Source organism: Kitasatospora sp. NPDC004614, from assembly GCF_042873675.1.
Lineage (GTDB): Bacteria > Actinomycetota > Actinomycetes > Streptomycetales > Streptomycetaceae > Kitasatospora.
Genome location: NZ_JBIALR010000028.1, coordinates 34,198 through 47,122, shown reverse-complemented (window position 1 = coordinate 47,122; position 12,925 = coordinate 34,198). Strand labels below are relative to the sequence as shown.

Genomic DNA, 12,925 nt, shown 5'->3' with positions numbered 1-12,925 from the left:
GTGGGTTGAGGGGGCGTCGGAGGACGGGGTTGTGGGCGGGGGTGTGGGGTGACGGGGGCTTGGGGGTGGGTTGAGGGGTCGTCTGGGGAAAGCGACGTGGTTTGGGCGGCGGGAGTTGAGGAGGTGATCGGGGGTCAGGGGGTGGGTGGGGTGGCGAGGCGGAGGAGGGAGGGGGTGAGGGGGGCGAGGGTGGTGGTGAGGTCGCGGATGAGGCGGGCGGTGGGGCCGTCGGGGTGTTCGGTGGTGAAGAACTCGGTGAAGAGGGCGGCGAGTTCGGGGTCGCGGGTGGCGGCGACGGCGAGGGCGGCGACGAGTTCCTGGACCAGGTGGAGTTGCAGGGTTTCGGCGGGGACGGGCTTGTCGGCGAGCCAGTCGAGGGAGCTGATTTCGGCGTTGGCGATCCAGGCGCGGACGGTGCGGCGCAGGGTGGGGCTGGGGTCGGGGAGGCCGAGGTGGCGGAGGATCTGTTCCTGGGCGGCGCGTCGGACGTGGTCGATGACGGCGTCGGCGTCGGGGCTGGCGGCGACCGAGCCGCCGCGCAGCAGGGCGGTGAAGCCGGCTTCGTGGGACTGGACGAAGTCGAGGTAGCGGCCCATGACGCGGTAGAGGCGTTCGGAGAGCGGGCCGTCGGCGACTTCCTCGAAGCGTCCGGTGAGTTCGCGGCCGGCCCGGCGCAGGGCTTCTTCGTAGAGGGCCTGCTTGCCGGGGAAGTAGTGGTAGACGAGCGGGCGGGAGGCGCCGGCGGCGGCCGCGATGTCGTCGATGGAGACGTCCTCGGGGGCTCGGTCCGAGAACAACTCGAGGGCCACCGCGATGAGTTGTTCGCGGCGTTCGTCGACGGTGAGCCGCCGCCTGGGGGTGCGGGCGGGCTGCTGTTCCTCCGAGCGGGGGGCCACGGACGGCGTACGGGAAGCCATGCGGCCCACCCTAGTTCGTCGGGGTGGCGCGGGACAGCGTGGACGGGGGGCGTCGACAGGGAGGTCAGCGGCCGGTGCGCTGTTCCAGGTAGCGGCGCCAGGCCTCCCGGCCGTCGGGGACGAACTCCCAGGTGGTGAGGCGGTCGTTGAGTTCGTCCTCGGTGAGCCAGGTGTACCAGGCGACTTCCTCGGCCTGCGGGTCGACCGGGCCGTCCCATTCGGCCTCGTGGACGTCGGACCACCAGCTGAACCGCTCGCCGTCGGTGTAGCGGAAGCGGAACAGCGGGCGGGTGCGGATGCCGGTGACGCCGAGTTCTTCCTCGGCCTCGCGGACGGCGGCGTCCAGGTAGCTCTCGCCGGCGCCGACCACGCCGCCGACGAAGCAGTCGTGGGCGCCGGGGGCGAACGCCTTGGTGTCGGTGCGGCGGTGGGTGAAGATCCGGCCCTGCGGGTCGCGGACCAGTACGAAGACGCAGCGGTGCAGCAGGTTGTCGCGGTAGACCTCGGAGCGGGGTGCGGTGCGCAGCACCCGGTCGTGTTCGTCGACGACGTCGACGATTTCGTCCAGCGGACCGGAGTCGGGGGAAGGAGTGGTCATGCCGCCATTCTGGCCCCGGGGAGGCAGTATCACCCGAAAGAGTTGGTATACGGAGTGCGGGAGTTGGGCAATTCAGTTGGCGGAGCGTCAGTTACCGCTGGCTGGAGGAGTGTTGAGGAGCCGTGTTGTTGTTCTGTCCGTCGCTGCCGCCTTGTTGGGGCTCGGCGCGGCGCTGCCCGTCGCGGCCGCGTCGGTGCCCGCCGCCGTCCGCTCGGGGCTGGACTGCACCACCTGGGTGCACGAGAACGACCCGCTGACCGGAGGAGTGCTCTGCACCAACAACACGGGCGCGCCGATCACCTTCCATGCCGACATCGTGTGCGGTCTCGCGCCGGACGTCTCGGGCACCTCGGTGACGGCCCAGCCCGGCCAGACCCAGGAGTCGGCGGGCCACTGCGCCTTCTACTCCTCCGGGATCGGTCACATCGGCTGGACGGTGGAGTAGCCGATGGAATAGGGGAGAGTCGGCTGCTGATGGGCCCCGCCGCAGGTCACTGGGGGCGGTGTCTAAGGTGGGCGGGTGGAGATCCAGGGGTTCACAGCGGACGGGTTCGAGCCGGTCAGGGCGGCCTTCGAGGGCAACTTCCGGCAGTACGGGGAGTTGGGTGCGGCGTTCGCGCTGTATTTGGACGGCCGGAAGGTGGTCGACCTGTGGGGCGGTGACGCGCGTCCGGAGGTGGGTGCGAGGCCCGCGCCGGCGGTGCGGTGGGAGGCCGGTAGCGCGCAGGTGCTGCGGTCGGTCACCAAGGGGCTGACGGCTGCCTCCGCGCTGCTTCTGGCGCAGCGCGGGCTGCTCGACCTGGACGCCCCGGTGTCCGCTTACTGGCCGGAGTTCAAGCAGGCCGGGAAGGAGCGGATCCCGGTGCGCTGGCTGCTGTCGCACCAGGCCGGGCTGCCCGCGTTGGACGTGCCGCTGCGGATCGAGGACGTGCTGGCGTGGGATCCGGCCGCGGCGGCCGTCGCCGCGCAGGCGCCGGCCTGGGAGCCGGGCACCGCGCACGGCTACCACCCGCTGACCTTCGGCTGGTTGGTGGGCGAGGTGGTGCGGCGGGCCGGTGGCCGCAGTGTCGGCCGGTACTTCGCGGAGGAGATCGCCGCCCCGCTCGGCCTGGACCTGTGGATCGGCCTGCCCGCCACCGAGTCCGGCCGGGTCGGGCGGCTGGTCGACCTGCCCGCGCCCGAGGTGGCCAAGGCGGGGCCGGGCGGGATGCGGATACGCCCCAAGCAGTCGGTGGTGGACGCCTACCGGGACCCGCGCTCGCTGACCGCTCGTTCGTTCGGCTCGGTGCGCAGCAGCGTGGACCTGGACGACCCGGCGGTGCAGGCCGTGGAGGTGCCGGGCGCGGGCGGTATCGGTACCGCCCGGTCGCTGGCCCGGTTCTACGCGTCGCTGATCGGCGCCGCCGACCGGGCGGATGCGCCCGGGCAGCGGCTGCCCGCGCTGTTCGAGCCGGCCACCCTGGCCGAGGCGGCGGGGCCCTCGGTGCAGGGGCCGGACCAGGTGCTGATCGTCAACACCACGTTCGGCCAGGGCTTCTTCCGGCACAGCGGCAGCTCGCCGATGGCGTCCCCGGCGAGCTTCGGGCACCCGGGCCGCGGCGGTTCGCTGGGCTTCGCCGACCCGGAGCTGGGCATCGGCTTCGGCTACGTCACCAACGGCATGCAGCCGGGCGTCACCGGGGACATCCGCTCGCGGGCGCTGATCACGGCCGTCCGGCAGTGCCTGGAGGGCCGGGGCTGAGCGGGCGCCGGTTGCGCGGTCAGGCCTGGCCGGTCTCGAAGCGGCTGACCCGGCCGTCGGGGGAGACGGTGAACCGCCAGGCGGTGCGCATCTCGCCCCAGGTGTCGTTGCGGTAATCGGCGACCAGGGCGCGGCCGTTGGACTTCTCGGTCTGCACCTCGATGTGGCCGTGCGAGGAGAAGATCTCCCGGTCCGCCCAGTCCGCCAGGTCGCGGTCGGCGCCGTCGTCGGACATCGTGGCGTCGTCGGTGAGGGCGGCGAAGAAGGCGTCCCGGTTGCCCGAGTTGACGGCGCCGAGCAGGCGGCGCACGGCCGGGTCGGAGAGCTTGTCGACGGCGATGGTCATGAGGGTTCACTCCTTGACGGTGGGATCAGGCCCGACGGGTCGGACATTGACCCGACGTGACCACGCCGGGCGGTCGTCCGCCAGCCTTTCTGGGCCGGTCGGAGCCGGTGCGCCACCGCTGCGGGCACGCTTCGGAGCCGGGCGCGTGGCGCGGGCCGGGGCCGTGGGAGTGGTGTGATGTGATGTCCGGATGGGCGGGTTCGTGCCGCGGATCGGGGAGGCTTCCGATGATCCGTCAGCGGGTGGTCACCACAGCTGCTCCCACCACCAGGCGATCTCGGGGTAGGGCGGCGGGGTGAGCCGGCCGTCGGCGGGGCGTTCTGCGCGTTCGGCGACCGGGGCGACGCCCGGTACGTGCGTGGTGTAGCGGGCGGAGGTGAGTCCCCACTCCAGGTTTCCGCTCACCAGGTTGGACAACTGCTCGATGTAGCGGCGCAGTTCGGGCCCGGCGCGGCGGGAGGTGCGGTCCGCCAGGCGGAGGAACAGGCACATGGTGCGGTCGTGCAGGGCGGCGGCCTCGATCAGGGCCTGGTCCCGTTTGCAGCCCATATGTCGTTCCAGGGGGTGGACGATGTTGCTGTCCAAGTCTCCCTGGCTGTCCTCGCGGCTGTACGAGTAGACGTCCGCGGAGATCAGCACCAGGAACTTGGCGGCTTCGGTGAGTGCGTGCACCCGCGGCGAGTCCAGCTGGGACTGCGGGACGGCGGTGCGCTCGCAGACCTCGATGATCTCGATGCAGGAGCGGCTGCCGCGGTCCAGCGGGCCGATCGTCAGGTACTCGGACATGGACATCGTCCGCCCCTGGGAGCGGTAGGCCGCGACGGTGGCGGCGCCCATGAAGGACTCCAACTGGCTGTCCGCCCAACGCTTCACGGCGACCGCGGGGGCCCAGTCCCGGGCCCGGCGGAACACGTCGCGCACCGAAGCGACGTAGATGTCCGATTCCTCCGGGTGGGAGGGCGTCGAGTTGATAACCGCCAGTAATGTGGCTGCTATCGTGAGTACACGGGAAGGGTCCCGGCTCAGTCTGCCGGTGTCCCACTCGTCGTCGAGCATGAGCATGCTGCATAACCACTGCGAGACCAGTTCCAGCCCCGTGATGCCCTCGGCGTCCTTGGCGATCCGGCAGACGAACTCGTGTGCACCGATGGCCAGAAGGCGGCGGCGGCGTTCCGCGTCCCCCGTGAATCCCATTGCGTCGAGCCAGAGTTCGGTGGTCTTGCCGACCTCCTCGTGCGCGGGATGCAGGGCCGAGGGGATGGGGCAGAAGAGCGGGGGTATGGCAGCCAACGTTTCTCCAGAGCGGCCTGATGTGCTGGTGCGTCAAGTCGGTCGGGCTTGCGCCCGGCGTCGGTCTTCCCTCGCCGGGATCGAGTACACCTGGGAAACCGGAAAGAGTTAACCATGACGAATCGCCAGAAATTGACGCCTGCAAGGTAGTTGCTCCTGACCAGGCAATCTGGCCCCCATCAGGTCCACGGCCTGCGGGAACGCCGCCCGAGCGGCCCTTGACGGCGCTATGGTCGGAAGCGAGTGCCGGGAAGGCGAGTCGGAAGGACGGACGTGGCCGAAGATCAGAGCGGGCCGCAGGCATCGGCGGCCGGCGAGGGGAAGACCGCCCAGCGGCTGTGGGAGCGCGAGAAGGAACTCGCCTCCGCCGAACAGGCCGTGGACAAGCTGTGCCGGGAGTTCGCCGCGGGCGGCACCAAGATCGGTGAACTGCTGCTGTTCTCCGGTCCCGCCGGTATGGGCAAGACCACGATGCTCGAACAGGTGCGCCGGATCGCCGGAGCGCGCAAGGACCCCACCGTACTGTTCGCCCGGGGCGGCGAACGGCAGAAGCACGAACCGTTCCGCGTACTGCGGCAACTACTTCAGCCCGTCCTCGGCAGTCTCGACCCGGACGAGCGCACCGAGGTGTTCGGCAACTGGTACAACATCGTCGCGCCCGCCGTCGGCCTGGCCCCGCCGCCCGACGCGGTCGAGCGGATCGACCCGCTCGGCGTGCACGACGGCCTGGACTTCGTCATCACCCAACTCGCGCCCCGGCGTGCCCCGTTGGTCGTGGTGATCGACGACCTGCACGTGGTCGACCAGGAGTCGCTGACCTGGCTGGCCTCATTCGCGGTACGCGCCCGGGAACTCCCGGTGCTGCTGGTCTTCGCCTACCGCCACGAGTTCGACGAGGCGGCCCGGCCGCTCGTCCTGCAGATCCAGGAACGCGCCGAGCGTCGGCACGACCTGATGCCGCTCAACCCGCTGTCGACCGCCGAGATCGTGCACAACGAGTTCGCCGAGGCCGACGACGCGTTCTGCCGCCAGGTGTGGGCCGTCACCGCCGGCGCCCCGTTCGACACCGTCGCACTGCTGCGCGAGGTGCGCGACCAGAACCTCGAACCCGTCGAGGAGAACTCGCCCCGGCTGCGCGACCTCGCCGCGGCCGCCCGGGGCCAGGGCCGCGACTACTGGCTCGACAAACTCGGCCCGACCGTCCTCCAGTTCGCCTGGGCCGCCGCGCTGCTCGACACCGACATCGACGAGGACCTGGCCGCCGCGATCTGCGCCCAGGGCCCGGGGCAGACCGCCCAGTCGGTCCGCGAACTGCGCCGGACCCGGGTGCTCACCACCCAACCCAACGGCAGGCTGGAGTTCGTCCACCCGCTGATCGCCGCCTCGATCTACCAGTCGATCCCGGAGGCCACCCGGGCCGGCATGCACGGCGTCGCCGCCACCGCGATCGAGGACCAGGGCGGCTCGCTGCTCGCCGCCTCCCGCCACCTGCTGGAGACCCACCCCGGCGAGGGCGACGACTCGATGGTCCGCAAACTGCGCCGGGCCGCCGCCGAGAACCTCGCCATCGGCGCCCCCGAAGCCGCCCGCCGCTGCCTGGAACGCGCCCTCGCCGAACCACCGGACGAGGACTACCGCGCCGAGGTGCTGTACGAACTCGGCAGCGCCGCACTGCTCACCGACCCCGAGGCCACCGCCAACCAACTGCGCCGCGCACTCGACATCGAGGACGGCCTCAACGCCGACCTGCGGGTCGAGGCGGTGTTCCGACTGTCCGAGGTGATCGCCCACGGCGGCGACCTGAACGGCGCCGCCCGGCTCTGCCTGACCGAGGCCGAGAACACCACCGAAGGCCTCGGCCGGGTCCGGCTGCTGACCGCCCACCTGCTGTACACCGCCCTGCGGCGCGACGAGGACAACGGCCCCGAACGGGCCCGCAAGGTCGCCGAACTCGCCGCCCAGGTCGAGGAGGAGAGCGAGGCCTCCCGGCCGGTGCGCGCCCTGCACGCCTGGGACCTCACCCTCAAGGGCGGCCCCAGCGCCGAGGCACTGCGGGCCGCCGAGGACGCGCTGGTCAACGGACGACTGTCGCGCAGCCTCGGCTGGACCAACACCACCTGGAACTTCGAACTGCCCGCGCTGCTCGGCCTGTGCTTCGCCTACAACGACGAACTCGCCCGCGCCGAAAAGCTGTTCAGCTCCGCCATCCTGGAGTTCGAGATCGCCGGGTGGAGCGGCGCGCACCGCGGCTTCGCCTACTTCCTGATGGGCTTCGCCCGGCTGCGCCGCGGCTTCCTCCCGGAGGCCGAGGACTTCCTGCGCCGGGGCCTGCGGATCGCCGACCGGATGGGCACCGGGCTGCCGTTGCAGTGGAACCTGGTCGGCTCGCTGATCGACACCCTGCTGGCCCGCGGCCGCGACCGGGAGGCCTGGGAGGTCGCGCAGCGGTACCGGTTCTCGCCGCCGTACCACCAGACCGCGCTGGTGCTGCCCGATGTCGCCACCATCTACGGCAAGTTGCTGATCTCCCGCGGCGACTACGACATGGCCGTCGAGGTGCTCGCCGAGACCGGCATGCGGCTGGACAAGCGCGGCTGGCGCTCCACCGTGCACGCGCCGTGGGCCGGTTACCTGGCCGTGGCGATGGCGCACCGGGATCTGCCGTCCGCACGGAAGAACGGCGACGACGCGGTGGCCCGGGCCCGGGAGTCCGGTTCGCCGTCGGCGATCGGCAGCGCGCTGCGGCTGGCCGCCAGTGTGTGGGAGGGGCCGCACGCCGTCGAGCTGCTCCAGGAGGCGGTCGGCTGCCTCGGCCGCTCCCCGGCCAGTTACGAGCACGCGCACGCGCTGGTCGACCTCGGCGCCGCCCTGGTGCAGGTCGGCCGCAGCCTGGAGGCCGCCGAACACCTCTACCAGGGAATGGAGTTGGCCAAGCACTGCGGGGCCGACGGTCTGGAGGTGCGGGCCCGCAACGTGCTGTCCGCGTCCGGGCTGCAGCCCAACCGGACGCTGGTGCCGAACAAGGTCAACCTCAACCCGCAGGAGCTGGAGGTCGCCGAACTGGCGGCGCTGGCCCTGCCGCCGCAGCGGATCGCCGAACGGCTGAAGCTGCCGGTGTCGGTGGTCAAGCAGCGGCTGGCCGCCGTGCACCGCAAGCTCGGCACCGGACCGGACGGTCTCGCCGACGCGCTCGGCCTGCCCGGCGGCGGCCCCGGGCAGCCCGGCTGACGGACGCTCCGGCGCGCGGGAGCGGGTCACCTCCCCGTGCGCCGGGCCCCGCTACGCTGGCCGAAAAGGGTGATCACGAACCAAGGAGCAGCCCATGACCGCGCCGGACCGGCCCGCCGAGGTGCACCGGGCACCGTACGACCTGTCGGGGGCCGGCATGGGCCTGGAACGGTGGACGCTGCGCTCCGGCCTGATCGAGGCCACCGTCATCACGCTGGGCGCGGCGCTGCACACCCTGACCGCGCCGGACCGGGACGGCACGCCCGCCCAGGTGCTGCTGACCACCGAGGACGTCGGCACGCTGCTCGGCCCGGCCAAGCACTACGGCGTCACCGTCGGCCGGTACGCCAACCGGATCGCCGACAGCCGGATCACCCTGGACGGCGAGGACCACCCGCTGCTGCCCACCGGACACGGCGTCACCCTGCACGGCGGCCCCGACTCGTTCTCGCACCGGGTGTGGGAGGCCGAGGAGATCCCCGGCGGGGTGCGGATGCACCTGCACTCGCCGGACGGCGACCAGGGCTTCCCCGGCGCGCTGGACGTCTGGACGGACTTCACGCTGAGCGGCGCCGAACTGACCATCTCCTACCGGGCCGTCACCACCAGGCCCACGGTGGTCAACCTCACCAACCACGCCTACTTCAACCTGGCCGGCGAGGGCCGCGGCGACGTGCTCGGCCACCTGCTGACCATCGACGCGGACGCCATCACGCCGGCCGACGAGCGGCAGATCCCGTACGGCCCGTACGAGCCGGTGGCGGGCACCGCGTTCGACTTCACCACGGCCCGGCCGATCGGCGAGGGCCTGGCGGAGGGGCACCCGCAGCTGAAGCAGTCGCGCGGGTACGACCACAACTGGGTGCTGCGCGAGCGCCCCGCGGACGGGCCGCCGGTGCGGGCGGCGGTGCTGGCCGACCCGGGCAGTGGGCGGACGCTGGAGGTGCTGACCACCGAGCCGGGGTTGCAGGTGTACACGGCGAACGGTTTCGACGGCAGCGTCACCGGCCCGTCCGGTACGGCGTACGGCCCGTTCGCCGGCGTCGCGCTGGAGACCCAGCACCACCCGGATTCGCCGCACCAGCCGTCCTATCCGTCGGCCGAACTGCGGCCGGGGCAGGAGTTCCGCTCCAGCACGGTGCTGCGGCTGGGCACCTCCGGCTGAGTCCAGGAGCTGTATCGAGAAGGGCCCCGGGAGCTGTCCCGGGGCCCTTTTTCGCTGCTCAGCGGTGGTGGGAGTGCGAGGAGTTTCCGCAAGGCCACGGATGGTCAAGACGCGCGGCGGCAACACTGAGGACACGTCGATGTAACGATCGCCGATAACTTGCGGAAACTTGCTGCAAGACCTTTCAGGCGTGCTTGCCGCGCTGTTACGTTCCTGCTCAAGCCCGACGGCCTGCGACGGCGCGGTCGGCCCGGACAGCCATTATGCGCGGTCCTCCCCCCACTCGGGCACCCTCATCTTTCTAGGAGTTTCCATGCGGCGTGGTATCGCGGCCTCCGCTCTCGTTGCGGCTCTTGCGGTCACTCTTGCAGCGTGCGGCAGCAGCGGCTCCGGCTCGGACGCCAAGAGCGACGGACCGGTCACCATCACCTACTGGGACACCTCGAACGCCACCAACGAGGCGCCGAACTACCAGGAACTGGTCAAGAAGTTCGAGGCCGCGAACCCGAACATCAAGGTCAAGTTCGAGAACGTGCCGTTCGACCAGGCGCAGACCAAGCTGCAGACCGCGATGGGTGCCAAGGGTGCGCCGGACGCCTTCCGCTCCGAGGTCGGCTGGACCTCCGCCTTCGCCAAGGCCGGCTACCTGGAGCCGCTGGACGGCACCCCGGCGCTGACCGACGCCGCCGCCTTCCAGCCGTCGCTGATCCAGCAGGCCAAGTACGCGGGCAAGACCTACGGTGTCCCGCTGGTCACCGACACCCTCGCCCTGATGTACAACAAGGAGCTGTTCGCCAAGGCCGGCATCGCCGCCGCGCCGACCACCTGGGACGAGCTGAAGGCCGACGCCGCCCAGCTGAAGGAGAAGGCGGGCGTCGACGGCTTCTGGCTGAAGGCCGGCGACGGCTACTACGCCATGCCGTTCCTGTACGGCGAGGGCACCAACATGGTGGACGCCGCGGGTAAGAAGGTCACCGTCAACTCGGCCGAGGCGGTGAAGGCGATCGAGACCTACAAGACGATGTTCACCTCGCCCGGCACCGCGAAGGCCGACGTCACCACCGACGCCTACGCGCACATGATGGACGCCTTCAACAACGGCAAGGTCGCGGCGATCATCCAGGGTCCGTGGGAGGTCACCAACATCTACAAGGGCGCCTCCTTCGCCGACAAGAAGAACCTCGGCATCGCCGCCGTCCCGAACGGCTCCGCCAAGGGCGGCGCCCCGACCGGTGGCCACAACGTCTCGGTCTACGCCGGCTCCGACGCCGCCCACAAGGCCGCCGCCGAGAAGCTCGCCGCGTTCCTGACCTCCGCCGAGAGCCAGACCTTCCTCGCGCTGAAGAACGGCACCCTGCCCACCCGCAGCGACGCCTACACCGCCGAGGTCAAGGCCAACCCGGGCATCGCCGACTTCCAGGCGATCCTGGCCTCCGCCCAGCCGCGCCCCGAACTGCCCGAGTACGCCTCGCTGTTCGGCTCCTTCGGCACCAACCTCGGCAAGATCGTCCAGGGCCAGTCCGACACCAAGGCCGGCCTGGACGCCACCGCCACCGACTACGCGAAGCTCCTGCCGGACTTCAAGAAGTAAGTCGGAACCAGGCTCGCCCGGCCCACACCTGACGGTGGGCCGGGCGCCCGCCGTCACACCACACAGCACCAGTCGCCGAGGCAGGCGGCGGACCTCCCGGAGAAGGTGTCAACCCATGGCAGTTGCGGTCGTTCAGCGCATCAAGCTGTCGTACTCGAAGTACTGGTACGCGTACGCGATGGTCGCGCCGGTCGTGATCGTCCTCGGGGTGCTGGTCGGCTACCCGCTGGTCCGCGGCTTCTACCTGACCCTGACCAACGCCACCAGCCTCAACGTGGGCCGCCAGATCGGCGTCAACCACATACCCGACAGCTTCGACTTCGTCGGCCTCGACAACTACGCGGACGTGCTGTGGGGGCCGACGTCGTACGACCGGTTCTGGTCGCACTTCGTCTGGACCGTCATCTGGACCGCGGTCTGCGTGTTCCTGCACTACAGCATCGGCCTGGGCCTGGCGATGCTGCTCAACCGCAAGATGCGCGGCCGCAGCGTCTACCGGCTGATCCTGATCCTGCCCTGGGCGGTGCCGACCTTCGTCACCGTCTTCTCCTGGCGGCTGATGCTCGCCGACGGCGGCGCCGTCAACGGCCTGCTGTCGATGCTGCACCTGCCCGAACCCGGCTGGCTGTCCGACCCGTTGGCGCAGAAGTTCGCCGCGATCCTGGTCAACACCTGGGTCGGCGTGCCGTTCATGATGATCTCGCTGCTCGGCGGACTCCAGTCGATCCCGGCCGAGCTGTACGAGGCCGCCGAGATGGACGGCGCCAGCGCCTGGCAGCGGTTCCGCTACGTCACCCTGCCCGGCCTGCGGACCGTCTCCTCCACCGTCGTACTGCTCGGCGTGATCTGGACCTTCAACCAGTTCGCCATCATCTACCTGCTGTTCGGCTCCGGCGCCCCCGACGCGCAGATCCTGGTCACCTGGGCCTTCCGCCTCGGGTTCGGCCAGCAGCCCTCGGACTACGCGCAGTCGGCGACCTACGGAATCCTGCTGCTCTCCATCCTGATCGTCTTCACCGGCTTCTACCGCCGCTGGACGGCCCGGGTCGAGAAGGCCAACGGATGAGCGCCGACGCCCGTACGGGAACCGACCCCCAGCCCAAGGACCAGGACCAGGCAGGTAGCCCCATGACACTCACCGCCGACCGCCCCGCCGCCGACGCGAAGCCCGCCGGACGACCCGTCAAGGTCCGGCTGCGCGGCGAGTCCTCGCCGCTGGCCACCGTGCTCTCGCACGGCACCCTGATCGTCGCCAGCCTGATCGCCCTGTTCCCGGTGCTGTACATCGCGTACATCTCGCTGGGCCCGGACGACATGGACTACCTGCACCCGGCGAAGATCATGGACAAGGCCACCCTGGCCAACTACGGCCGGGTGCTGGGCGACACCGGCTTCCTCACCTGGTTCGGCAACTCGGCCATCGTGGCCGGCGGCACCACCCTGATCGGCGTGCTGATCGCCGCCACCACCGGCTACGCGGTCTCCCGGATGCGCTTCCCCGGCTACCGCCCGCTGATGTGGGCCCTGCTGGTCACCCAGATGTTCCCGATCGCCGTGCTGATCGTGCCGATGTACTACATCCTGTCCAGCCTGCAGATGCTGGACAGCTACACCGGCCTGATCCTGGTCTACTCCACCACCACCGTGCCGTACTGCGCCTGGCTGCTGAAGGGCTACTTCGACACCATCCCGGTGGAGATCGACGAGGCCGGCCGGGTCGACGGACTGTCGCCCTTCGGCGCCTTCTGGCGGCTGGTCCTGCCGCTGGCCCGCCCGGGCCTGGCGGTGGCCGCGTTCTACTCCTTCCTCACCGCGTGGGGCGAGGTCGCCTTTGCCTCCACCTTCATGCTCTCGTCCAGCAAGTACACGCTGGCGGTCGGCCTCGCCTCGTTCGTCAGCGAGCACGACCACCAGTGGCAGCTGATGGCCGCCACCTCGGTGCTCATCGCCATCCCCGCCGCGGTCGTCTTCTACCTGGTGCAGCGTCACCTGGTGACCGGTCTGACGGCCGGCGCGGCGAAGTCCTGACCCTCCGTTTCCACAGCACCC

11 protein-coding genes are annotated in these 12,925 nt (G+C 70.8%); 7 read left to right on the top strand and 4 right to left on the bottom strand.

The genetic code is table 11. From position 1 onward, the window contains the following. Positions 1-134: 134 nt before the first annotated feature. Together ACFYST_RS34320 and ACFYST_RS34315 are read right to left on the bottom strand one after the other, a co-directional pair. Positions 135-917 carry a TetR/AcrR family transcriptional regulator gene (locus ACFYST_RS34320; RefSeq protein WP_387868161.1) on the bottom strand — a complete coding sequence of 261 codons (783 nt, stop codon included), beginning with the start codon at positions 915-917 and terminating at the stop codon, positions 135-137. A 64-nt stretch (positions 918-981) separates the two neighbouring features. Further along, complete coding sequence (locus tag ACFYST_RS34315; protein ID WP_387868158.1) at positions 982-1,515, bottom strand: NUDIX hydrolase; 534 nt, start codon at positions 1,513-1,515, stop codon at positions 982-984. Between the two features lie 112 nt (positions 1,516-1,627). On the opposite strand from ACFYST_RS34315, the gene ACFYST_RS34310 reads away from it, so the two are divergent. Beyond that, on the top strand, positions 1,628-1,960 hold the full coding sequence (locus tag ACFYST_RS34310; RefSeq protein ID WP_387868156.1) for a hypothetical protein: 333 nt from the start codon (positions 1,628-1,630) through the stop codon (positions 1,958-1,960). A 75-nt stretch (positions 1,961-2,035) separates the two neighbouring features. After that, positions 2,036-3,256: a serine hydrolase domain-containing protein gene (locus tag ACFYST_RS34305; protein ID WP_387868153.1), complete on the top strand. Its 1,221-nt coding sequence runs from the start codon at positions 2,036-2,038 to the stop codon at positions 3,254-3,256. Between the two features lie 19 nt (positions 3,257-3,275). On the opposite strand, the gene ACFYST_RS34300 is transcribed toward ACFYST_RS34305, so the two are convergent. Beyond that, on the bottom strand, positions 3,276-3,602 hold the full coding sequence (locus tag ACFYST_RS34300) for a nuclear transport factor 2 family protein (RefSeq protein ID WP_387645091.1): 327 nt from the start codon (positions 3,600-3,602) through the stop codon (positions 3,276-3,278). A gap of 246 nt (positions 3,603-3,848) precedes the next feature. Continuing rightward, positions 3,849-4,892, bottom strand: coding sequence for a hypothetical protein (locus ACFYST_RS34295; RefSeq protein WP_387645089.1), 1,044 nt, complete (start codon positions 4,890-4,892; stop codon positions 3,849-3,851). 273 nt (positions 4,893-5,165) lie between these two features. Between ACFYST_RS34295 and ACFYST_RS34290 the strand changes: the two genes are divergently transcribed. The 5 genes from ACFYST_RS34290 to ACFYST_RS34270 all read left to right on the top strand — a co-directional run bounded on the left by ACFYST_RS34290 (position 5,166) and on the right by ACFYST_RS34270 (position 12,904). Next, positions 5,166-8,120, top strand: a complete 2,955-nt coding sequence (locus ACFYST_RS34290) for an ATP-binding protein (RefSeq protein ID WP_387645086.1) — start codon at positions 5,166-5,168, stop codon at positions 8,118-8,120. A 94-nt stretch (positions 8,121-8,214) separates the two neighbouring features. Next, entirely contained in the window at positions 8,215-9,285 is a 1,071-nt protein-coding gene (locus ACFYST_RS34285; RefSeq protein ID WP_387645084.1) for an aldose epimerase family protein, read from the top strand. 313 nt (positions 9,286-9,598) lie between these two features. Then, entirely contained in the window at positions 9,599-10,876 is a 1,278-nt protein-coding gene (locus tag ACFYST_RS34280; RefSeq protein WP_387868151.1) for an extracellular solute-binding protein, read from the top strand. Positions 10,877-10,991: 115 nt separating this feature from the next. Beyond that, a complete protein-coding gene (locus tag ACFYST_RS34275; protein ID WP_387645079.1) occupies positions 10,992-11,942 on the top strand; it encodes a carbohydrate ABC transporter permease in 951 nt (316 codons plus the stop codon). 62 nt (positions 11,943-12,004) lie between these two features. Further along, positions 12,005-12,904, top strand: a complete 900-nt coding sequence (locus tag ACFYST_RS34270; protein WP_387868214.1) for a sugar ABC transporter permease — start codon at positions 12,005-12,007, stop codon at positions 12,902-12,904. Positions 12,905-12,925 lie beyond the last annotated feature (21 nt).